Origin of the sequence: Streptomyces cyaneochromogenes, from assembly GCF_003963535.1 — a bacterium.
Taxonomy (GTDB): Bacteria; Actinomycetota; Actinomycetes; order Streptomycetales; family Streptomycetaceae; genus Streptomyces; species Streptomyces shaanxiensis.
Genome location: NZ_CP034539.1, coordinates 72,754 through 91,874 on the forward strand (window position 1 = coordinate 72,754; position 19,121 = coordinate 91,874).

At 67.2% G+C, this 19,121-nt stretch carries 21 protein-coding genes; 11 read left to right on the plus strand and 10 right to left on the minus strand.

Annotated features, from left to right (window positions below; genetic code table 11):
- Positions 1-78 precede the first annotated feature (78 nt).
- Positions 79-477, minus strand: coding sequence for a hypothetical protein (locus tag EJ357_RS00260; protein ID WP_228472874.1), 399 nt, complete (start codon positions 475-477; stop codon positions 79-81).
- Between the two features lie 38 nt (positions 478-515).
- Positions 516-2,135, minus strand: coding sequence for a S8 family serine peptidase (locus tag EJ357_RS00265; RefSeq protein ID WP_228472873.1), 1,620 nt, complete (start codon positions 2,133-2,135; stop codon positions 516-518).
- Positions 2,136-2,948: 813 nt separating this feature from the next.
- Between EJ357_RS00265 and EJ357_RS00275 the strand changes: the two genes are divergently transcribed.
- Positions 2,949-3,521, plus strand: a complete 573-nt coding sequence (locus EJ357_RS00275) for an RNA polymerase sigma factor (protein ID WP_126387483.1) — start codon at positions 2,949-2,951, stop codon at positions 3,519-3,521.
- A gap of 224 nt (positions 3,522-3,745) precedes the next feature.
- The gene (locus EJ357_RS00280; protein ID WP_228473256.1) at positions 3,746-4,249 is read left to right on the plus strand and encodes a response regulator; all 504 of its coding nucleotides are present in this window, start codon (positions 3,746-3,748) and stop codon (positions 4,247-4,249) included.
- Between the two features lie 131 nt (positions 4,250-4,380).
- Here EJ357_RS00280 and EJ357_RS48870 read toward each other — a convergent pair whose 3' ends face one another.
- Complete coding sequence (locus EJ357_RS48870) at positions 4,381-4,794, minus strand: DUF6417 family protein (protein ID WP_228472872.1); 414 nt, start codon at positions 4,792-4,794, stop codon at positions 4,381-4,383.
- A 391-nt stretch (positions 4,795-5,185) separates the two neighbouring features.
- Between EJ357_RS48870 and EJ357_RS47990 the strand changes: the two genes are divergently transcribed.
- The 4 genes from EJ357_RS47990 (at position 5,186) to EJ357_RS00300 (ending at position 8,113) form a co-directional block, all read left to right on the plus strand.
- The gene (locus tag EJ357_RS47990; protein WP_175647240.1) at positions 5,186-5,326 is read left to right on the plus strand and encodes a hypothetical protein; all 141 of its coding nucleotides are present in this window, start codon (positions 5,186-5,188) and stop codon (positions 5,324-5,326) included.
- A gap of 156 nt (positions 5,327-5,482) precedes the next feature.
- Entirely contained in the window at positions 5,483-6,556 is a 1,074-nt protein-coding gene (locus EJ357_RS00290; RefSeq protein ID WP_126387485.1) for a helix-turn-helix domain-containing protein, read from the plus strand.
- Between the two features lie 27 nt (positions 6,557-6,583).
- Positions 6,584-7,147, plus strand: coding sequence for a hypothetical protein (locus tag EJ357_RS00295; RefSeq protein ID WP_126387487.1), 564 nt, complete (start codon positions 6,584-6,586; stop codon positions 7,145-7,147).
- Between the two features lie 165 nt (positions 7,148-7,312).
- The gene (locus tag EJ357_RS00300; protein WP_228472871.1) at positions 7,313-8,113 is read left to right on the plus strand and encodes an SAM-dependent methyltransferase; all 801 of its coding nucleotides are present in this window, start codon (positions 7,313-7,315) and stop codon (positions 8,111-8,113) included.
- 29 nt (positions 8,114-8,142) lie between these two features.
- Here the strand turns inward: EJ357_RS00300 and EJ357_RS00305 are convergent, their stop codons facing one another.
- Positions 8,143-9,045 carry a helix-turn-helix domain-containing protein gene (locus tag EJ357_RS00305; protein WP_126387489.1) on the minus strand — a complete coding sequence of 301 codons (903 nt, stop codon included), beginning with the start codon at positions 9,043-9,045 and terminating at the stop codon, positions 8,143-8,145.
- Between the two features lie 87 nt (positions 9,046-9,132).
- The gene (locus tag EJ357_RS00310; RefSeq protein WP_126387491.1) at positions 9,133-9,369 is read right to left on the minus strand and encodes a DUF397 domain-containing protein; all 237 of its coding nucleotides are present in this window, start codon (positions 9,367-9,369) and stop codon (positions 9,133-9,135) included.
- Between the two features lie 204 nt (positions 9,370-9,573).
- On the opposite strand from EJ357_RS00310, the gene EJ357_RS48875 reads away from it, so the two are divergent.
- Positions 9,574-10,119 carry an ATP-binding protein gene (locus tag EJ357_RS48875; RefSeq protein WP_126387493.1) on the plus strand — a complete coding sequence of 182 codons (546 nt, stop codon included), beginning with the start codon at positions 9,574-9,576 and terminating at the stop codon, positions 10,117-10,119.
- Between the two features lie 146 nt (positions 10,120-10,265).
- Here EJ357_RS48875 and EJ357_RS00320 read toward each other — a convergent pair whose 3' ends face one another.
- Together EJ357_RS00320 and EJ357_RS48880 are read right to left on the minus strand one after the other, a co-directional pair.
- The gene (locus EJ357_RS00320; protein ID WP_126387495.1) at positions 10,266-11,096 is read right to left on the minus strand and encodes a hypothetical protein; all 831 of its coding nucleotides are present in this window, start codon (positions 11,094-11,096) and stop codon (positions 10,266-10,268) included.
- Positions 11,097-11,431: 335 nt separating this feature from the next.
- Entirely contained in the window at positions 11,432-12,022 is a 591-nt protein-coding gene (locus tag EJ357_RS48880) for a hypothetical protein (RefSeq protein ID WP_228472870.1), read from the minus strand.
- Positions 12,023-12,644: 622 nt separating this feature from the next.
- On the opposite strand from EJ357_RS48880, the gene EJ357_RS00330 reads away from it, so the two are divergent.
- The 4 genes from EJ357_RS00330 to EJ357_RS00345 all read left to right on the plus strand — a co-directional run bounded on the left by EJ357_RS00330 (position 12,645) and on the right by EJ357_RS00345 (position 15,998).
- A complete protein-coding gene (locus tag EJ357_RS00330; RefSeq protein ID WP_126387499.1) occupies positions 12,645-12,908 on the plus strand; it encodes a helix-turn-helix transcriptional regulator in 264 nt (87 codons plus the stop codon).
- Between the two features lie 159 nt (positions 12,909-13,067).
- Positions 13,068-13,952: a DUF6083 domain-containing protein gene (locus EJ357_RS00335; RefSeq protein ID WP_126387501.1), complete on the plus strand. Its 885-nt coding sequence runs from the start codon at positions 13,068-13,070 to the stop codon at positions 13,950-13,952.
- On the plus strand, positions 13,949-14,446 hold the full coding sequence (locus tag EJ357_RS00340) for a hypothetical protein (RefSeq protein WP_126387503.1): 498 nt from the start codon (positions 13,949-13,951) through the stop codon (positions 14,444-14,446). The genes EJ357_RS00335 and EJ357_RS00340 overlap by 4 nt, the downstream gene beginning before the upstream one ends.
- Before the next feature lie 82 nt (positions 14,447-14,528).
- On the plus strand, positions 14,529-15,998 hold the full coding sequence (locus EJ357_RS00345; protein ID WP_126399023.1) for a UvrD-helicase domain-containing protein: 1,470 nt from the start codon (positions 14,529-14,531) through the stop codon (positions 15,996-15,998).
- A gap of 57 nt (positions 15,999-16,055) precedes the next feature.
- On the opposite strand, the gene EJ357_RS00350 is transcribed toward EJ357_RS00345, so the two are convergent.
- From EJ357_RS00350 to EJ357_RS00360, 3 genes are all read right to left on the minus strand, one after another.
- A complete protein-coding gene (locus EJ357_RS00350) occupies positions 16,056-17,237 on the minus strand; it encodes an ISAs1 family transposase (protein ID WP_126387505.1) in 1,182 nt (393 codons plus the stop codon).
- A gap of 71 nt (positions 17,238-17,308) precedes the next feature.
- Complete coding sequence (locus EJ357_RS00355) at positions 17,309-17,881, minus strand: hypothetical protein (RefSeq protein WP_323377762.1); 573 nt, start codon at positions 17,879-17,881, stop codon at positions 17,309-17,311.
- A 562-nt stretch (positions 17,882-18,443) separates the two neighbouring features.
- Complete coding sequence (locus EJ357_RS00360; RefSeq protein ID WP_126387507.1) at positions 18,444-19,100, minus strand: DUF6928 family protein; 657 nt, start codon at positions 19,098-19,100, stop codon at positions 18,444-18,446.
- Positions 19,101-19,121 lie beyond the last annotated feature (21 nt).

The window sequence follows — 19,121 nt, forward strand, 5'->3', positions numbered from 1 at the left end:
GGCGTGAAAGCGGGGGTGCCATGCGAGGTTGTGACCACCACGAGGGCGAGGTCGGCTCCGGGATTCCGGCCAGGATGTTTATGGATTGCCCGGCCCGAACTCAGGGGGTGGCGTGAATGTGGCGGTGTCAATGTGCCGGGCGATGTCGGGGGGCAGGGCGTCGAGGCTGAGCGCTTCTTGTGGGAGTTCACCGGCGGGGAGGTGGAAGGTGTCCTGGAACAGGGAGTGTGGCCCGGTGAGTGGGAAGGAGATGCCGACGGTTTCGCCTACGTCGAAGCCGCGCGATGTGAACCAGCGGGTGACGGCCCGGACCACGTCCGGGGACGGCAGGAACTGGTGTACGTGGTTGGCAGTGATCTCCTCGATGGCCGGCGCGTCTCCGGGCGGGCGCAGGACGACGAGTACCGACAGCGTCTGGTCTTGGCCCCTGGGCACGCTGACCATGTCGCAGATGACCTCCTGATCGCGGTTTGGCATGCTCGGGTGGCGCTGCTGGGCGGGGCTTCGATCGGTTTCTAGGGTTGCTGGGCGGCAACGACGGCGGCGTGGGCGTCAACGAGACCGGTGCCGGTGGCCAGGTCGGGGCCCGGGACCGCCGCGTGTCCCATGCCGTCCCGGTTGATGCAGTGTCCTGCGGCCACGTCGCGGGCGGTGCTGCGCAGGATGCCGCGGACCTGCTTGGGGGTCAGCTGTGGGTTTGCCTGTTTGACCAGGGCGCAGACGCCGGCGATCTGAGGAGCGGCGGCGGAGGTGCCGCTGATCGCCGCCCAGCCGTCGTCGGCACGGGTCTCATCGCCGTTGGGGTGGTGGCTTCCTGCGAGGTCGCGGTCGATGTCGTCGTTGGGCTGCACCGGCAGCAGGATGTAGGCCGCTCTGGGCTGCATGCCGACGAGCCCGCACAGATCTGGGGAGTTGCGTCCGATGAAGATCTCGCTGGCGAAGCCGCTGGCGTAGTCCGACGCACGCAGGGTGCCGTCGGGGGTCAGGAAGACGCCTCCTGCGGAGATCACGTCCGGGTGCTGGCCGGGGAAGCCGAATTGACCGTTGCCAGCGGAGAACACCACGGTGATGCCAGCTGCGACGGCCACGGCGACTGCGGCGGCCAGGGCCTGGTCTGCCGCGCTGATCTGTTGCGGTCGCCGCTTGTTCGAACCCCAACTGTTGCTGATGATGTGCGGGTTCAGTGCGACCGCGGCATTGAAGGCGCCGATGGTGTTGAAGAAGCTCATCTTGACCATCGTGAAATCGGCGTCCGGAGCGATCGCGAAGATGTTCGCCGATTCCGCAGTGCCGTGGCCGCTTTCGTCGTCGGCCGGCGCTGTGGCACCAGGCCCCAGCACCACGGGCCGCTGCACTCTGTAGCCGCGTGCAGAGAAGAACGGGTGGTCGAAGTGGCCCGAGTCGGTCATGACCACCTTGACCCCTGTGCCGGTCACCCCCATGCGGTGGGCCTTGTCGGCGTTGCAGCCCAAGGACACATCGCCCGGTACGTCCAGGTGCCAGTAGGCGGCAGACGGGGCCATGGCGGTGGCGAAGAAGTACCGGGGCTCCTCGAGTGCTACTCCCTCGAGGACGTCGGCGAAGTCGGTGTCCGCTGTGTCGATGAGACCCGGCATGTCTGTCTGCGGGCATTCCACGAAGGTGGCGAGGTCTTCTCGCTGGTTCTCCTTGAGCACCGGCCGTTCCTCGGCCTCCAGGGAGCATCCGAAGGCGCGCTCGTAGAGGTCGGGGGGTCCGGAGATGTTGAGTGTCGCCTGGGGCGCGAGTTCACGCACACCACGCTCAGGCGGGGTGTCCTGGAACACCGTGAACCCGGCCTCACGCAGTTGCTGCGCGGCTCGGTCGACGATGCGGGGCTCGGACTGGACGGCCTGTGCGGTGCGAGCGGTAATGGCACCGGCCTCGAACAGAGACGTACCTCCGATCGAGCGGGGCGATGCCTGGGCGTAGACGATGCTGGGCAGGCCGTTGGCCAGCTTTGGCATCTTCGGCTTGCTGAGGAGTCCGGGGCTCCCGTCCGGGTATGGCGCACTCACATTTCTCACCTCATTGGTTCTCAAGGCTGAGCGGTGGCTGACGGCTGCGGGCCAATGGGCGTCGTTGCGCTCCGCGCACGTTTGAGCCGCGAGTTTCACACCGGCGACACCATATGCACATAAACGACAAATTCACCCATTTGGACCACTCGGCTGGCGGATGATGCCTTCTTCCCGCACTATGCGCCGCGCCCGGGAGCCCGGACGCCCCCACCGCTGTGAGTAACAGTTCGCCTGCCCTGGAGCCAAGGCCGACACACAGACCGCAGCCGAACGCGCCGCTCCCCAGGAAGCCCGCCGCGCAAGCGTCCGCTCCCTCTGCGCTTGCGTTCCATAGAAATCCGGTAGAAGCCCATGGTCGTTTTGGGATCGTCGTGGTCCATCAGGTCTCTCCGCACGTCAACTGGGGTGCCGGCGTCGGCATGCCGCTGCGCGAAGGAGTGCACTTGCCGTTGTTCTTCGAAGAGGGCTGGGTGAGGGGGATGCGTGGGGACGGTGACATCCAGCAGCCGTCGTGCAGTGGTTGGAGTGAGGTATCGACGTAGTGCTGCGGGCCGTGCCCCCCGCTGACACTCGGCCTCGGGAGAAAGAATCTTGGTCTGGAGGGCAGCACTTTGGCCGTCTCGTTCGATCTGGTGGTGTGAAGGTCGCTTGGGGAAGTTGGATGGGATGGCTGGGCTGGTTATGGCCGTTGGCCCTACAGCCCGGCTCCTGGCTTGTGCTGTGTCTGATTGCTGCTGCGGCGGCTGTTGACTCGGGCCTGGCTGAACGGCAGCGCAGGGCCACACTGCTAGCGCTCGTGCGTCATGCGCCCGCAGGTACGGTGGTCGTGCAGGAGCAGGGCAGGGGCGGGCCGGCCATGCGCGTTCAGATCGGCAACCCCCCACAGGCGAAGCGGAACAGGAACAGCGGGTGACACAGCCGCGCCTCACGATCGAGACCGCAAGCCAAGTGGCGGCCTTGTGGCACCGGGAATCCGAAGGGCTTCTCCGGTACACCACCGTGATCACCAACAACGCCGCAGAAGCGGGTGACCTGGTCAGCCGTGCCTTCGAGGCGGCCGCACTGGCCTGGGCCACGGTCGGGCCACGCAGTCAGAACGCACAGCGTGCGTGGCTGCGCCGGACGTGCAAGAACATGTGGATCGACGGCATCCGGCGCTCCCACAACCTCGACAGGCTGCAACCCGAACTGGCCGAGCGCTACCAACGTGCTGAGCTCGACCCGGCGGATCTGGCGCTGTTGCGGCAGGCAGCAGATCACTGTTTATGCGTGATCAACAGTCTGCCGACGGTGCGCAGACGCGTCGCGATTCTGTACTTCTTGGAGGAGCACCCACCGCCGGTGATCGCCGAGCTCCTTGAGATCGCGCCATCCGGAGTCCGCAAGCACGTGGCCAATGCTCGTCAAAAGCTGCAAGAAGAAGTTTGGCCCTTCCTCGATGATCGGACACGCACTGCGCTGCAAGAGGAGGCACGCGCATGAGCGACCAGTCCCAGCACAGCTCCGGTGAGCTGGACGCGGTGATCAGCGATGCCCTGCGGCAAGCGGAGTCCGCCGTCGTCGTGGACAGAGCCGACCTCGATCGGCGGCGCAAGGCGTTGTTCGGCTGGCTGACCAACCGCTTGGAGAGCGATCCCGAATCAGCCGCAGACGGTGCGAAGGCAGAGGTGGACGCAGCGCGGCAGCCGGGTGCGGAGCCAGCTGTCGTGGAGCCGGTGGGGACCGACTCACAGGTAGCGCCAGGCAGGTCGGGGCGGGTGCTTGTGGTGGACGACAACAGGGTCATCCGGCAGTTGATCAGAGTCCATCTCGAACTGGAAGGGTTCGAGGTCGTGACCGCAGCCGATGGTGTCGAGTGCCTGGATGTCATTCATCGGGTGCGGCCCGATGTCGTGACCCTCGATGTCATCATGCCCCGGCTGAATGGGCTGCGCACCGCTGCTCAGCTGCGGGCCGATCCGCGGACCAGAGATCTTCCCCTCGCCATCATTAGCGCCTGTTCGCAGTACGAGGTCGAGAGTGGCCTCGACGTCGGCGTCGACGCCTTCCTCGCGAAGCCCTTCGAGCCCGCCGAACTCGTACGCCTCGTAAGGCAGTTGATCGAGCGAAGGCGGGAGACGAGCGTGGCCGGCCTCCCGGATGGGGAACCGATGTTCGGCGACATTCTCAAGGCAGGGGACGCCGAGCGAGCCGGGCGCACCAGTGGCTGATCGCCTGCCAGGGGCCTGGTCGTCCCGCCCTCTGCTCTGACGCCGCGGCGTCGCCGGTCAGGCGGCCACGCCGTGGTTTGGCGCAATTGGTTCGTCGTGGGCTTCTCGACGATCTGGGACCCGCCACTCGTTCAGTGGGGAGGCTCCGATGGCGAGGCCCTCTCATCCTCCGATGGGATCCTGGCAGCAAGTTCGCGGGCCAGATGGTCGGCTTGGCTGGACAGGGCTCCGCCCTCCTGGGCTACGGCAAGCAGCAGATGCAGGAGTTCGTGTGCCTCCTCCAGACTCAGCAGAGCCTGCCGCTCGATGGTCGGCATCGGTGCGAAGTCGAGGTCGGTCTCTTCGAAAGGGTCCACGGCCTGGGCAACGGCACGTGAGCGCGCTTGGTCACGTCGCCGGTGAACACACGCTGCGAATTTGCGCAAACATTCTGCGGGGATGCGGCTGACCGTGGGGACGGACGGTCCGTTGCCCACCGGAAGGGTGTGCGCTGGGCGCGCGCCTTGGTGGGATCGTTCCGGCCCCAGTCGGCCCCTTCCCTGCATTTATGCGGGATGGGCGCGGATTTTGTCAGTTTTGGTCGACTCCAGTCGGAGTCGGTCGAAAGCGAGCGGGGGCGGGTGCTCGTGTTGCCGCTGCTCGGCCATTTGTCACCGCTGTGACGTTCGAACTTTGCGCGATGAACCGTTTATATGGCGCCGGGTGTGACGGAGGCACTACGGTCCGTTGACGCGAGGAAACCCCGGACAGGCTCGCTACCGATGCCGGGGCCCCTCATCGACAAGACCAAGAAAGGCAGGTAAGTGCCCTGTGCTTGACCCGTTTTCCGTTCCCGCTCTCGTTCGGGCGGCAACTCGCGACGACGCTAGCATTCCGCGTCTTCCCCGGCCCGAAACCCGTATCGCGAGTGCCTGGACTGTCACGGTGCAGGCGAGTGTGTTTCTGGCCCTCCTCGTGCTGCCCACGATCCTGATTCGCGGCTGGTGGGCGGCGCCCGCTACCACGGTGCTGGTGGCGGGCCTGATGGTGGCGATGCGCCAGTCGCACTGCAACTACCTGCGGATTCGGCTGAGTTGAGCCGCTCTTAGGCGTGGTGGCGTGCCTGCGGGCATGCCACCACGCGCTTCGGCGGCTGGCGCCGCTATGACTTTGGGAATAGCGAGTTCCTCTTCCGCGCGTGCAAGAACTCGCGCGTGTCCGGAGGAGAAACGGCTACAGCACGTGGGAGGAACGATGGCGGGCACGACTCCCCGCTATGACAGCTGCCGCTACTGCAAGCGGCGGTTTGCACAGACCAGCGGTCCTGGGCGGAAGAAGGAGTACTGCACCAAAGACTGCCGTGGCAAAGCGCAGCGTGAACGGGACGGCCGGGGGCAGCAGCACGCTCGCACTGCACTGCCGTTGGGCCGGCGGATCGCCGAGCATCTGCAGGCGCTGTCGGCGGCGCTGCTGGAGGCCGAGTACGACGGACGTCCCCTGGAGGAACTGCTGCGCTGTGCGGGCGATGTGAGCCGGGAGGTGGAGTACTACGTCGCGGCAGCCGTCCAGGACGCCCGCAACGGTGGTGCGAGCTGGGATCAGGTGGCCGAGGCCGCCCGGATCAGCGCCACCACGGCGCGCACGCGGTGGCCGGAGAACAGGGTGCGAGAACGCTTGAAACGGCGGGCCGCGGAGCGCTCTGCGGTCCGGCAGCCGCCCGCGCCGCCGGTGGAGGACCCGCAGGCGGCGGAGGGAAATCCGCTGTCGCAGTCGGCCGAGCGGGCGTCGGTGAAGCTGGCCTCGGCGCTGTCTCATCTCCACCGGGCCAGCGACTTGACGATCAGTAAGGTGGCTGACGAGCTGTCGCTGTCGCCGTCGTACGTCTCGCGCATCCTGTCGGGCGAGCGCACGCCGACATGGCTGGTGTTGTGCGCGATGGTCGAACTGTTCGACGGGGAACCCGAGGAACTCAAGGCACTGTTCGAAAGCGCGCACGGGCTGGTGGCGCCGGCGCGGCATGCGGTTCCTGATGCAGTTGCGCGTCTGCAGGCGGCGCTGCGGGGGCTGCATCTGGCTGCCGGGCGCCCGCAGGTCGGGGTCGTGCGCAAAGCGACGCACGGGGCGCTGAGCACGCAGGAGATCAACGAGATTCTCGGCGGCGAGATGGTCCCGGGCTGGGAGCAGACGTCGGCGCTGGTGACCGCCATGGGTGGCTGGCCTGCGGATGTGCGGCCGCTGTGGGAGGCCGTCCACTACACGTTCCTGCTCTGCGTGGATCCCGAGGAGGGTCCCCGGCGGCCTCCAGCTGCAGATCCCGAGTCCATCTGACGCTCTGTGCCCCGGAAATGAGGTGCCATGTTTCTGTCTTTACGCCGCCGCGGCGAGTTGCCTGTGCGGGCGTCTTGCCCCCAGCGGGCCCCGGACCATGCCCCGCAGCCGGCGATCGAGCTGGTCCTGCCGCTGGAGTACACGGCGTTTTGCCTGTTGTACCAGGAGCGCTATCTGAGCTACACGCGGGAGCGCGTGCGGGATGTGTGGATGAGCCAGCAGGTCGTGGAGGCGGTCCTGGGGAACCTGGCCACGATCTGGCCGACGGTCATCAGCAGTCCCCGCCCGGCGGCGGTGGCGTGGCGACTGCTGGATGCGCTGATCTCCTCCGCGCTGCGCGGCCGCAAGCCTGCTGTCGCGCAGCCGGTCGATGCGGTGCACCGGGTGCTGCCGCATGCGCAGGCGGATGCGGTGATCCTGCTCTGTCGGCTGCGGTTGAGCGAGGCACAGGCCGCTGAGGTGATGGGGGTTGAAGTGCCGGCGGTCGCCTCCCAATTGCGGATGGCGCAGCGGGCGCTGGGGGATGAGCTGACGGCGCCGCCAGCTGGGCCTGCGAGGGCGCAGTTACCGGCCGGCCGCGTGCGCCGGTGACAGCGGCCATGGCTGGCTTGCTGTAGCGCACTTCGGGTCGGGGCGAGTGATTCTGTGGAGAACTGTCCCGGCCGGGCGCGGTATTTCTACCATGGAGTGTCTGCGGCATTCAGCGTGCCGCAGGTACGGAGGCCAGGGTGGGGTGCCGCATTGGAACGCGGGCGGGTGCCGCAAAAGGACGTCATCGACGTCGCGTCGCCGAGTATTGCCCGGATGAACAACTACCTGCTGGGCGGCAAGGATCACTATCCCGCTGACCAGGAGGCGTGTGAGCGGTTGCTGCAGGTCGTGCCAGGTGCCCGATGCGTTGCGGAGTCCGCGCATCGGTTCCTGCTGCGGGTGACCAGCCATCTGGTGCGCGAGTACGGGATCCGTCAGTTCATCGTTTTCGGTGCCGGATTGCCCATGGCGATGAGTGTGCATCAGGTCGCCCGGAGTGTTGATGTGCGCTGCCGGGTCGTCTACGCCGACGATGACCCGCTCGTACTCACCCACGGCCGGGCGCTGTGGGAGGACCAGCGGCGCACCATGGTCGTGCGGGCCAATCCCCTGCAGGTGGGGTACCTGCTGTGTGCGCCGCCGGTGCTCAGGCTGATCGACATCCACCTGCCCGTGGCGGTGCTGCTGGTGTCCGTACTGCACACGATCCCCGATCGCGCAGATCCGGCCGGCCTGCTGGAGCAGACCGCCCGCGTGCTGGCGCCGGGGAGTTGCGTCGCGGCCAGCCAGCTCGTCAGTGAGGACGCCGATGTGCGGCGGCAGGCCGACGCTGTACTGCAGGGGGCGGCCAGCGGATGGTGGGGACGAATCCGGCCGCGTGCGGAGGTCGAGTCGTTCTTCAGCACGCTGCGGCTACTCGCGCCGGGGCAGGTCGATGTCTCGCAGTGGCGGCCGGGCAGTGACCGCGCTGCGAGTACGGGCAGCCCACTCTGGGCGGAGTACGGCGGCGTGGCCCAGGTCCGCTGACCGGCAAGGGCTCGTGATTGTCCGGCGACTTAGCTGAGGATGTATTCGAGTAGGTCGAGGCTGTGCTGCGGGGACAGGGCTGCCTGGGCCAGGCCGTCCAGGACACGACGGTAGTGCTGGGTTTGCTCAGGCTTCTCCAGGTACTCGGCGTCCTGGAGTTGCTCGAGGTAGACGACGTCGGGCAGCGCTGGAAGATCGAAGCGCAGGTGGGTTATCGGAAAGCCGCCCGCGATGCAGCCGGGGCGATTGAACGGAGCGATCTGCACCGTGACGTGCTCGAGCTGCGCCATCTCCGTCAGATGCCGCAGCTGGTCGCGCATGACCTGCTCGCCGCCCATGGGCCGGCGCAACACGGCCTCGTCAAGGATCGCCCACAGGTGGGGCGCATCCTGGCGGGCGAGCACGTTCTGGCGGGTCCTGCGCAGCTCCAGCCGGGTGTTGATCTCCTCCTGCGATGCCAGCGGGTAGGCCTGACGCACGAGTGCTTCGGTATAGGCGGGCGTCTGCAGGAGTCCGGGGATGAGCTGCACCTCATAGGTGCGGATGGTGGAGGCAGCCTCCTGCAGGCCGATCAGCTTGCCGGCCCAGTCCGGCAGGACGCCGTCGAAGCGGTGCCACCAGCCGGGCTGACGGGAGATGCGCACCATCTCCGCAAAGTGGCCAAGGACTTGGGTGCCAGCCACGCCATAAAGGGCGAGCAGGTCCGTCACGTCGTCGTGCTTGCAGGTCACCTGGCCGCGTTCCATCCGGGAGATTTTGGCTTCCGAGCCGCGGATGAAGCGGCCTGCCGCCTCCGCGTCGATCCCGGCTGCCTTGCGCAGAGTGCGCAGAAGGTGACCAAGGACGAGGCGCACCGCGATCGGGCTGCGCGCGGAGGCGGCAAGGTAGTACTCGAGCGTGGGTGCATCGACCGGGACGGCGGGCGCGGGCATGGGGTCTCCTGTGAAGGGCAGACGACGAGCGTCAGTTTTCCAGGATGCCGTCCGGCGAGGACCCAATTGGGCTTTTTCTGCTTGGCGTTAGCTGGCGATCAGGTCGAACTCGCCGTCCTTCACCCCCGCGATGAAGGCCGCGATCTCCGCCTGGGTGTACACCAGTGCGGGACCGTGTGGGTCCCGCGAGTTGCGCACTGCCACCTCCCCTCCAGCCAGTAAGGCCACCTCGACGCAGTTGCCGTCCGCCGTGCTGCCGCTGCTCTTCACCCAGGTCACGTTGCACAGGGAATCCGCCGGGACACCATTGATGATCTGCGTCATGTCCGCCCTCTTTCAGCGTTGTCCGGTTTTCACTCACCTCTGGTCGATGCTGCTCTCCTTGCCAGGTACAAGCGTTCCCGGGTCGCCTCATTTGGATGCAAGTCACCGATGCAATTGCATGTGGAGCGCGGAGGGGCGGATACTGACCAGTCGGGGCAGGGGTTCCGCGGCCCGCAAACTGGGCGTCTTCCGGGGGGATGAACAGTGGCAGCACACGCGGCACCGGCACTGAGCCGGGCCACAGAAGTCGAAAGCACGCTCGCGCCTGCGGAACAAGGTCCGCTCCCAGACGTCCCCCTGGCCTCGTCCCTCACCTCGGACTGGGGACTTGCGCTGGGTATCAGCACGGCCGACTTCGCTGCCCGGGCTTTCAGCGGTGATCCCGCTAGCCTGCAAACCGTGCGTCGCTTCATCCGCGAGAACCTCAGCGCCTGGGGGCTTAACGCGCTCGCCGAAGACTTGATGATCGTGGTAAACGAGCTCGCCGCCAACGCCGTGCAGCACGCACTAGCCGGCCCCGGCGAAGCAGATAGCAAGGCGTGGTTGGGTGTAGCCCGTACAGGCAGCACAGTGGTGTGCTCCGTGACCGACCCCAGCCCCACACCCCCAACACGCGCCGACCCAACGCCACTGGCAGACGCAGGCCGGGGGCTGCTCATCGTGGATGCCCTCACCAGCCAGTGGGGCTACGCCACAACAGCGCCGGGCGGAAAGACCGTTTGGGCCCGCATCGCCGACCCCAGCCACTGACCGGCTTATTGAGGTGCAGGTCCACTCTCTTCAGGACGGGCTCACCCATCCTTGACAGCGGTGTGGAGCGCCGCGGAGGGCCGGGATGCCGTGTGAGCGGCTTCGAAAGCCAACCGGAGCTCATTGTCGATGCCGCCCCGTCAAAGTCACGTGTACAGCCGCATGGGTCGCCCCTCCCCCATCGGCTCCCGCGCCCTGAGCGCTTCCAGGTCCGTGGCCTCGAGCAGATTCCGCCCGTCCGTGACCCAGTCGGCCCCTCTCTTGCCGCTGAGTTGCGTCAACGCCTCGTCGAGAGCGATGGAGTTGGCGAACTCCCTCCGCCATAGGCCGCCCAACTCGTTGATCTCTTCGGGCTGGAACTCTGTCACACGTCCTCGCGCGACAGGGAGCAGCCTCACCTGGACCTGCGTCAACTGCTCCGACTGAAGAGCGATCTCCTCGAGGATCGCCGCACTCGTGTCCGTCCCAGTCAGCAGCGCAGCCCACCTGGCCGTGATCACGCGGAAGCCGTGAGAGCACCCCCGAAGAAGGTCGTATGCCGTCTGGGCCCACTCCGGATCGGCAGCGAGCACGCTAATCCTGGATGCTGTCCCAGGAGGAACTGCCACCCCATTGATGACTTCGTTCTCCTTGAGCTCAGCAAGATCATGGCGAGCCAGAATCGCCCTGATCCGGTTTGCCGCTTCAGGATCGAGCCGGAAGTCGGCATCCTCAATAAGGTGGCCACCGTTTAGGGCAAACCACATCACCCGCCGCTGAGCCAGAGGCGCCCGAGCCAGCGCCCCGCAGGCCACGAGTATGACCAGCCGAAGCCGAGCCTCGTCGCGCCGCGCAATCCATTCCTCGACGAGCGTCGCACCGAGAGCTAGGAAAAGCACGGAGGACAGTGAACCGGCAAGAAAAGCATGCTGGTTCCAAAAGCCCCGGAGGCTCCCCTGGGGCCAGTCAGACACAGTCAACCCCACAATGACGGCCACGAGGCCGCCACTGACGATAGCCCCACGGCGATTCGGTGACATCCGCCTCCGCATAGGCCCCCCTGGCCTGATCACTCTTCGCACACCGAACGACACAACACGCTAGTACCTGCTTGCGTTCCGTGGTGTCGAGTACGGACGGTGGGTTGTGGTCTGGAAGGAGCCTCGCGGCTCGCGCGCTCAGGCGAGCAATGCTCAAGGCCTGTGGATCGGCGCCGGGTTGGACGCGAGGGGCGTACCTTCCCGACGGAAAGGCCGAGGGCATGCGGCCCGCTCGTGGCTCTCCGGGCTGCCCACGGTTTGTGCCAACGCCTCGAACGGGTGCGGAGGCGGGCTCAGTGCCCAGTAACAGATCTCCCCAGTGTCAGCTCTCGTGCACGCCCCCTCTCCCCGGCCAGGGTCCAGTGCAGGTCTCCCGAGTTCAGGCAGACCTTCCATGACGTGAGTATGCCGGTCGCTGCGAGGCGATCGAGCGTGTTGGGCAGTTCCGCGGGGCGGGCACCGCAAACGTGTGCCATCTGGTCGAGCTCGCTCTGACCGCTGCCGATTTCCGGGGTGGTGTGTGCTGTGAGATAGAGGCTTGAAAGCTGCGACAGCGGTCCGGCTACTCCCACCTCGGAGCTGACTCGCAGTGCCCAGTCTGCGGCATACATTCGGTCGGGGCGAGCTGGGGCCTGCTCGAGCAGCGTGACGTCGAGTAGTTCAGCAACGACCCCGTTAGTGGTACTTCCGGGGGAGGTGCGCAGCCATCGTGCGTGTTCCAACTCGCGCCAGAGCCCCGGGGTATCGAGGCGGAGGCTGCGCAGCATGCCTTTGGGTAGCCGAACTTGCATGTTGGCGCTCATGCGTAGCGCGCACTGCAGCGCGAGCAGGCGTGTGGCGGCTGATGCGTCGGACGGGAGGGCGGCGGCCAGGTAGCTGAGCATTTCACGGACCCGGATTTGTTCGCCTGGACCCTTGGCTTGCCGTGTGCGTCGCCGGGTGGCTGCCGGCTGCCGCGGTGCGCGGGCGAGGGCGGTGTCGGGTACGACGGCGGCTTGTGCTGTTACTGCGGCGCAGGCGCTGCAGGCGTCGGCGAGTCGCCATAGTCGTCCGCCGCGTTCGCAGGCGAGGAGGAGGCGGATAGGGCCGGAGCAGCCGCGGTGGCGGGGGTGCCAGCGGCAGCCTCGTTCGTGGCACTGGCAGATGCGCAGATGTGAGGGGAGGAGGTCGCCGCGTGCGTGGCGTGCGAGGTGGCTGAGTGCGGCTGAGCGGGCGGAGGCTGCGGTGATCTGTCCGCTGCCGTGGGGGCAGTGCTGGCAGACGAGGACGAGCCCGCTGGGGTGCGAGCGTAGTTCCACGGTCCAGGCGCGTGGCGTTGCTGGGCATGTTGTGCGCAGCCTCATGGGCGCGTGGTCCTCCTGTCGCGTGCGCGCCGGTGTGTCTTTGGTTGTGGGGCGGTCGCCCACCGTAGTGCAGAGGTCTGCCCTCTGACGGCTGCCGCGACCTGGGGAAATAGGGCAGAGGTCTGCACTGACAGGGCAGGGGTCTGCCCCTTCGGATGGACGGGTGACGATCTTGCCGCCCGATCCGGACCTCGACGCGCTGCGGTTGGAGCTCGCGCGTCTGCGGGCCGCGCGCGGGTGGACCTATGACGAGCTTGCCGCCCGCAGCGGCCTGGCCAGGCGCACCGTCATCGAGATCGAGCAGGGCCGCACCATCGGCACACTGAAGACCTGGCATGCCCTCGCCCACGCCCTGCAGACCCCGCTCGACGAGCTCTTCGGCACCCTGTGCCGCGGGCATGACCTGCCTGGGCCCACCGAGGCCTGACACGCCGCCCGAGCCGATGCCGGAAATCACCCAGCCGGCAAGAAAATCTCGAACGTTCATTCAGGCATTCGCACTCCAGTCGCACCTAGTGGGGCTGGCCGGGTGATCCGGCGGCACTGCCGCCATGGATCCGGCGTGTTGGCTGGCAGGTTCGCCCGCATGCGCCCCACACCACATCCCTCGGCCCGGCACTGGGACGGCAGCCCGGTCGTCGCCCATCGCGTGCGCCGCTCTCTGCAGGTCTCCCCCGGCAGCGTCAGCCGGCTGCTGCGGTGCGGTCAAAGCGGCCGGTGCCGCGAGTGCGGCAACCGGATCGAGTGGTACCACCGCAGCACTGAGCGGCCCGTCCGTCTCCATCCCCAGGAACTTCCGGCCGCCCGGGTGCCCGCCGCGTGCCGCTGGCACGTCAGCTGCGGTGTCGCCCACCCTGCCGGGGACGGCAGCAGCTGGTGCCGTCTGCCGCACGCCGTCGTCTGCCCCGCCCGGGATGCTCACCCGACTCCCCCCGAACTGGCCGGGCTACGCCGGTCGCTGGCCGTGAACTCCCGGCGCCTGATCGAGGCCGGCGCCTTCGCCCCTCCCCCGCCCTCGCCACAGGCCCCCGCGCCGGCCGTCTGCCGCCCGGCCAGGCCCATCGTGCAGCTGCTGTATATCCGCTACCTCGCGGCCCGCCCGGTGGAGGAGATCCAGTGCGTCGCCCAGACCCGGCGCCGCAACCGCTGCACCAGCCCGCTCCTGACATCCGACGCCCCGCCCGGCACCTGGAGGCTGGTCCCGGCCACGGCAACGAGCGGTCAACTGGCCTTGCCCGCTGAGGTTATGGCGATCTACGACCTGGGCGGACTGCCGTATGCCGAGCAGATGCGGTGGCGTGTGCAGCGGTGCCCGCAGCACGCCGCCACACCGGCGGCGGCCGACCTGGCGGTGGCCGACTGGGAGCCCTTCGAACCCCTACGCCATCACGAGCACATCCACACCCGCCTGCCCGATCGCAACCGACGCCCTGGGCCTGCAAGCCGCGTACGCCGGGCGGTTCGGCCGTGACCGGACACCTTGTGCACCATGCAGTCGAGATCACCCTGACCAGGCCCGCCGCCCCCGGCGAGATCCGCCATGCCCGTCACCGTGTGCCCCTGGCAGCAAATGCGGACCGCACCAGGCTGATGGTGGTGCACAGCGCGCACGGTCCCGGCCGCGCCCTGCATGGGCTGCGGCGCCGTCTGGGCCCGTGGTTGCCCATCGACGTCCTTACCACGCACTACCCGGACCGGCACGGTCAGGTCCTGCTCAACGTTGACCTCGACTCCGCTACCCATGAGGTTCTCTGCCGTGACGCATCTGCCCTGGGGCAGCGTCCGCAGGACGTGCTCGGCCGACGCGTGCGAGCGGCCCTGGACCGGGATGCACGCGAGCGCGCCGAACGTCTGGAGGACCGGCTCGCGAGCCTGCTCGCCCATCACACGCCCGAAGAGGTCCTGGCCAGCGCGGCACGTCGCGTCGGCTGCCGTCATCACCGCTGCGCGCCGCCGGCACCGTAGGACCCTGGCGCAGCTGCCCAGCACAGCCGCTAGAGGCATCCCTCCTCTGCCCTCGATGCTTCTCTCTTTCCCGGAGCCCTTGTTGCACACGCCCACCGACGAACAGGCCCACGCCGCCGACGCCTTCCGGGCCGGTCACCATCTCGTCCTGCAAGCCGGCGCCGGAACGGGGAAGACCAGCACGCTCTGTCTACTTGCTGCCAGCGCCCAGCGCAGCGGCCGCTACCTCGCCTTCAACAAGGACATCGCCCGGGACGCCGCGGCCCGCTTCCCCCGCACCGTGAAGTGCCAGACCGCCCACGCCACGGCCTACGCCGCCCTCGGCCACCGCTACAGGGATCGTCTCAACAGTCCCCGCCAACCTGCCTGGAAGAGCGGGCAGGCGCTCGGTATCACCCGGCCGGTCCGCATCGGCGATCACAAGATCAACCCCAGGGCGCTCTCCCACACCGTGCTGCGCACCGTGACCCGCTACTGCCACTCCGCCGACCGCGCCCTTGCCCACCACCACGTGCCGCACCTGCGCGGCCTGAACACCTCGGGCGAGCACGCTCAACTCGCCGAGGCAGCCTTGCCGTTCGCCACCAAAGCCTGGGCCGATCTACACAACCCCGATCAAGGTGTGCTGCGTTTCGAGCACGACCACTACCTGAAAATGTGGGCCCTGACCCAGCCGAAGCTCGAAGCCGACTTTCTCTTCCTCGACGAAGCCCAGGACACCAACCCGGTCCTAGAGGAGGTCTTCAACGCCCAGCGCCGCCACGCCCAGCTCGTCATGGTGGGCGACTCCGCTCAGGCCATCTACGGCTGGCGCGGCGCACGCGACGTGATGACCGGCTTCGATGCCACAGCTCTCACCCTGACCCGATCCTTCCGCTTCGGCCCTCTGATCGCCAAAGAAGCCAACCGGTGGCTGGCCCTCGCCGACGCCCCCATCCGCCTGACAGGCACCGACACCATCACCACCGAGATCGGCCATCTCGACTGCCCTGACGTGGTGCTGTGCCGCACCAACATCGGAGCCATGGCAGAAGTCATGCGCCTGCTCTCCGAAGGCCACCGTGTCGCACTCACCCGGGGAAAGCAGCAGCTGGCGGCACTAGCACTCGCCGCCCGCGACCTCAAAGGCGGCCGCAGCACCTCTCACCCCGAGCTCGTGCTCTTCAACTCCTGGGGCGAACTGCAGGACTACGCCGCACACGACCCCGCCGGACGCGACGTCCAGCCCTTCGTCGACCTCATCGACACCCACGGACCCGACGCCATCCTCACCGCAGTAGACCAGCTCACCGACGAACAGCATGCCGACGTGACCGTCTCCACTGCCCACACCGCCAAAGGCCGCGAATGGCCCACCGTCAAAATCGCCGACGACTTCCCCCCACCCAAGGACACCGACCAACACGACGCCCAAGGACAGCCCATTCCAGAACCCATCAGCGACACCGACGCCCGCCTCGCCTACGTCGCCGTCACCCGCGCCCGGCACCACCTTGACCTCGGCGGCCTCTCTTGGATCAACACTCACCCCACCGCGCTCAGCGCGGCCTAACGCATGGTGCAGGATCGGCCAGGGCTTCGGCGTAGTCGGCGGGCGTCTGTTTTGTGATCACGCGAGGCCGAGGAGCTCGAGGGGTCGGCGGGCGTCGCGCGCGTTGCGGCGGAGGCCGGAGGCGATGTTCTTCACGCCATTCATTCGCAGGGCGCCGACGGCAAGGTTGCGCCAGGTCGCCATGGCGCGGGGTGCGTTGCCGGTCCGCAGTTGGGAGGCGTCCTCGGCGAAGGTGGTGTCGCGGACGTAGTGCAGGACTTCGATCTTCCAGTGGTCGCGGATGAGCTTCGCGAGCTGGGCGGGAGTGCCCTGCTCGGCGGTCAGGCTGGTGACCGCGTAGACGGTGGTGAGGGTGGTCTTGCCGGTCTTGCGGTCGGTTCGTCGGCGCTTGATCTGCACGGCCTGACGGGCGCCGGGGAAGCGCAGGTTGCCCGCGGTGGCGACCTTGATGCGACGGATCTCGGCGCGGCCGTGGCCTGTGCCGTGGGTGCGGCCTTGGAGCGGGATGTCCTTCCAGGGCAGGGACTTCAGCTGCTTACGCAGGTTCTTCTGGTTGCCCTTGACGATGGCGATGTAGTGGGCCCGGCGGCCCAGGAGATAAGAGGCATGCTCGCGTTGCGTGTGGAGCGCGTCGCTGGTGACCACGGTTCCGGCCAGGTCGGCGACGTTGTCCAGCAGCGGCTGGAAGCGCCTGGTCTCCCCTGTCTTCTCGCCGACGTCGAGCTGAGCCAGGACGAGCCCGGTGGTGTGCTCCACCGCAGCAAGCAGGTGGATCTTCCGCCCCCGAGCCTTAGCCGCGCCGCGCAGGGACTTGCCGTCCACGGACAATCCGCGCAGCCCGGCACTCGCAGGCCGACGATCGGCAAGCCATCCGCCCACCGCCCGGTCCAGGGCGTCTCCGTCGATGCGGGTCAGCAGTCGGCGGACCGTAGCCTCGGCCGGGACCAGCCGCCGAGGCAGCACCGGATCAGGGCACACGCCGAGTCCCTCCAGTACCTGCGGTGGCGCGTCCGCGATCCACTCGCCGACTGCCAGCAGCGAGGTCGCCCCGGCCAGCACCGCGCACGCGGTCAGCGCGAGGACGAAGGACAGGGCGTGCCGCACTCCGCGCGGATCGCGCGGGTCCGGCACCTGGGTCAGCCGCTCCAGCAGGCCGGGCACCTCGCCGGGGCCGACGTCGAGATGCTCTCGGAGCTGGTCAAGGGCGAGCGGGATTGCGGATGATGCGTGGGCAGGCATGGTCTTCCAGGCAGGTCACGAGGGCGTAGAGCACTCCATGAGCACGGGACCTTCCCGGCATTGTCCTCAGGTCACATCAACGCCGCAGCCTTGCCTGCCACCCAGGTCTGCCAGACATGACGGGTGTTTGGCAGGTCAGGGCGGTCAAGGAGCCAGAGCACATACCCTGCATGGCACCGGGCCCACGGACTGTCGGACTCGGCTGCCCGATCGAGCCTGCCGCGCAGGTCAGCGCTGTCGACGGCCCGGGCAACCCGCACGTACTCGCGGTCCTTGCAGCGATACGCACGGTGGACGACGATCTCTACCAGGTCGGTGAGCTTCGCCTTGACGGCCTCCTCCTGGCGAGCACGGGCCACCTCCCGGATCAGGCTCTCCTTCGTACCCCACGCCTTCGCATGCTGCGTCCAGTCCTGGGGGAATCTCGCTTCCCACTCCAGGAAGAGCAACGCGTAGGGCAACCCCGGCCAAGTGGCCAGATCCTCGCTCGCAGGGCGATTCCACAGCCCGTCGGGCAGCGAACGTCTCTGCGCCTGCTGACACCTCCGACGCGCCTTGAGAATGGCCGGCTCCCGGTACTGCTCGTCCGCTCCCAGGGGCCGCGTCAGCCGCCACATCTCGTTGAACCGACCGAGCGCGTCCACGACCTGCCTCCGTGCCTCAGCCAGATGGGCAAGCGCTGCGGTCCTCGCAGCCGGATCATCCGCTATCAGTCCGAACGCCCAGCTCAATCGCTCATCCCATAGACAAGCGTCGTCCGCACCAGTACCTGCCTCTTCAGCCACGCAGGAGATCATCCCCCAGCACAGTCGGCTCGCTCCACCTGACGGTGCTTGCAGACGCAACAGCTCCGAGGCGTACGTCCGTGAGCAGGGATCCGTCCGCTCGCCCTCCTTCAGCTCACGTGATCACGCAACGGACGCCCGACGACTACGCCGACGCCCTGTCAGGATCGGCGCCCAGGGAACCACAAAAGGGCTATTGAGACTTTAACCAACACCCCAACCATCTCAGAGATCTGCCTTAAACGATGAGCGGCTGATATTCCTCGCAGATACACTCGGACACCCTGCACCTCAGACCAGACCCTACATATGAAAGCATGTCCCGCCAGGACACCGATCTTGTCCGATAAAGTCGACATCAGGAATTCACGATAAATAGTCAAAGTCATCGACTTGTCACCTAATTCACCCAATTCGGGAGTCAGGCACGCCGAATCATTCGAGCCGCTCGCTCTCGAATGAGTTGCTGACGATATCCCGCATTCTGGGCACGGTACTCAGTCACCGCGATTTCCTCCGGATCGATGCAATGCTGATCCCAACGACCTTCTAGAACAAATCCAAAGAATGCCCGCAGAGCTTCGTTTCCAAGCTCTATAGGGTGGAATCCGAGACGGGAACTCAGGGAGCGATCCCAATAGGTCTGCTCAAATGTGAATCGCACACCCTCATCCTCGATGATTCCTTCCTCATGGGAGATACTGACAGATCTCCTCAGTCGGCCGTGATCCCACATTGCGAATGCCGCCCATCCGACAATGCTGTCCATAAAGACAGCAAAGGCGCTCCGATCATCTCCCCATCTATGGATATCGTCGGTCAGGTCGCTGGGCCGACGCTCACGGAGATCCTGCGAGGTAATCAGCTCCAGGCCTTCGAAGCTGCCGGCGCACGCAATCCCCGGGAGGGGCCAGAGAGCCTCGTCGAGAGTCACTGGCCCCACAGGTTCCATGCCCTGGTCCGGCAGGATGCGTTCAACCAGACGACGCGAGGAAACTGCATCGTCAACGAGCTCGGAGTGAAGCACCTCGCGGGGCGTCTGGTGAGCAAAAGCAAGTACCGAAACCTTCGAGCCCATCTGTTAACCTCTCTGGCCACC

Excerpts from the sequence above, each read along its gene's own strand:
- EJ357_RS00260 (WP_228472874.1), bottom strand. The coding sequence starts at position 477 with ATGCCAAACCGCGATCAGGAGGTCATCTGCGACATGGTCAGCGTGCCC.
- EJ357_RS48870 (WP_228472872.1), bottom strand. The coding sequence starts at position 4,794 with ATGCAGGGAAGGGGCCGACTGGGGCCGGAACGATCCCACCAAGGCGCG.
- EJ357_RS00290 (WP_126387485.1), top strand. The coding sequence starts at position 5,483 with ATGGCGGGCACGACTCCCCGCTATGACAGCTGCCGCTACTGCAAGCGG.
- EJ357_RS00295 (WP_126387487.1), top strand. The coding sequence starts at position 6,584 with ATGTTTCTGTCTTTACGCCGCCGCGGCGAGTTGCCTGTGCGGGCGTCT.
- EJ357_RS00305 (WP_126387489.1), bottom strand. The coding sequence starts at position 9,045 with ATGCCCGCGCCCGCCGTCCCGGTCGATGCACCCACGCTCGAGTACTAC.
- EJ357_RS00310 (WP_126387491.1), bottom strand. The coding sequence starts at position 9,369 with ATGACGCAGATCATCAATGGTGTCCCGGCGGATTCCCTGTGCAACGTG.
- EJ357_RS48880 (WP_228472870.1), bottom strand. The coding sequence starts at position 12,022 with ATGCTCAGCTACCTGGCCGCCGCCCTCCCGTCCGACGCATCAGCCGCC.
- EJ357_RS00335 (WP_126387501.1), top strand. The coding sequence starts at position 13,068 with ATGCGCCCCACACCACATCCCTCGGCCCGGCACTGGGACGGCAGCCCG.
- EJ357_RS00350 (WP_126387505.1), bottom strand. The coding sequence starts at position 17,237 with ATGCCTGCCCACGCATCATCCGCAATCCCGCTCGCCCTTGACCAGCTC.
- EJ357_RS00360 (WP_126387507.1), bottom strand. The coding sequence starts at position 19,100 with ATGGGCTCGAAGGTTTCGGTACTTGCTTTTGCTCACCAGACGCCCCGC.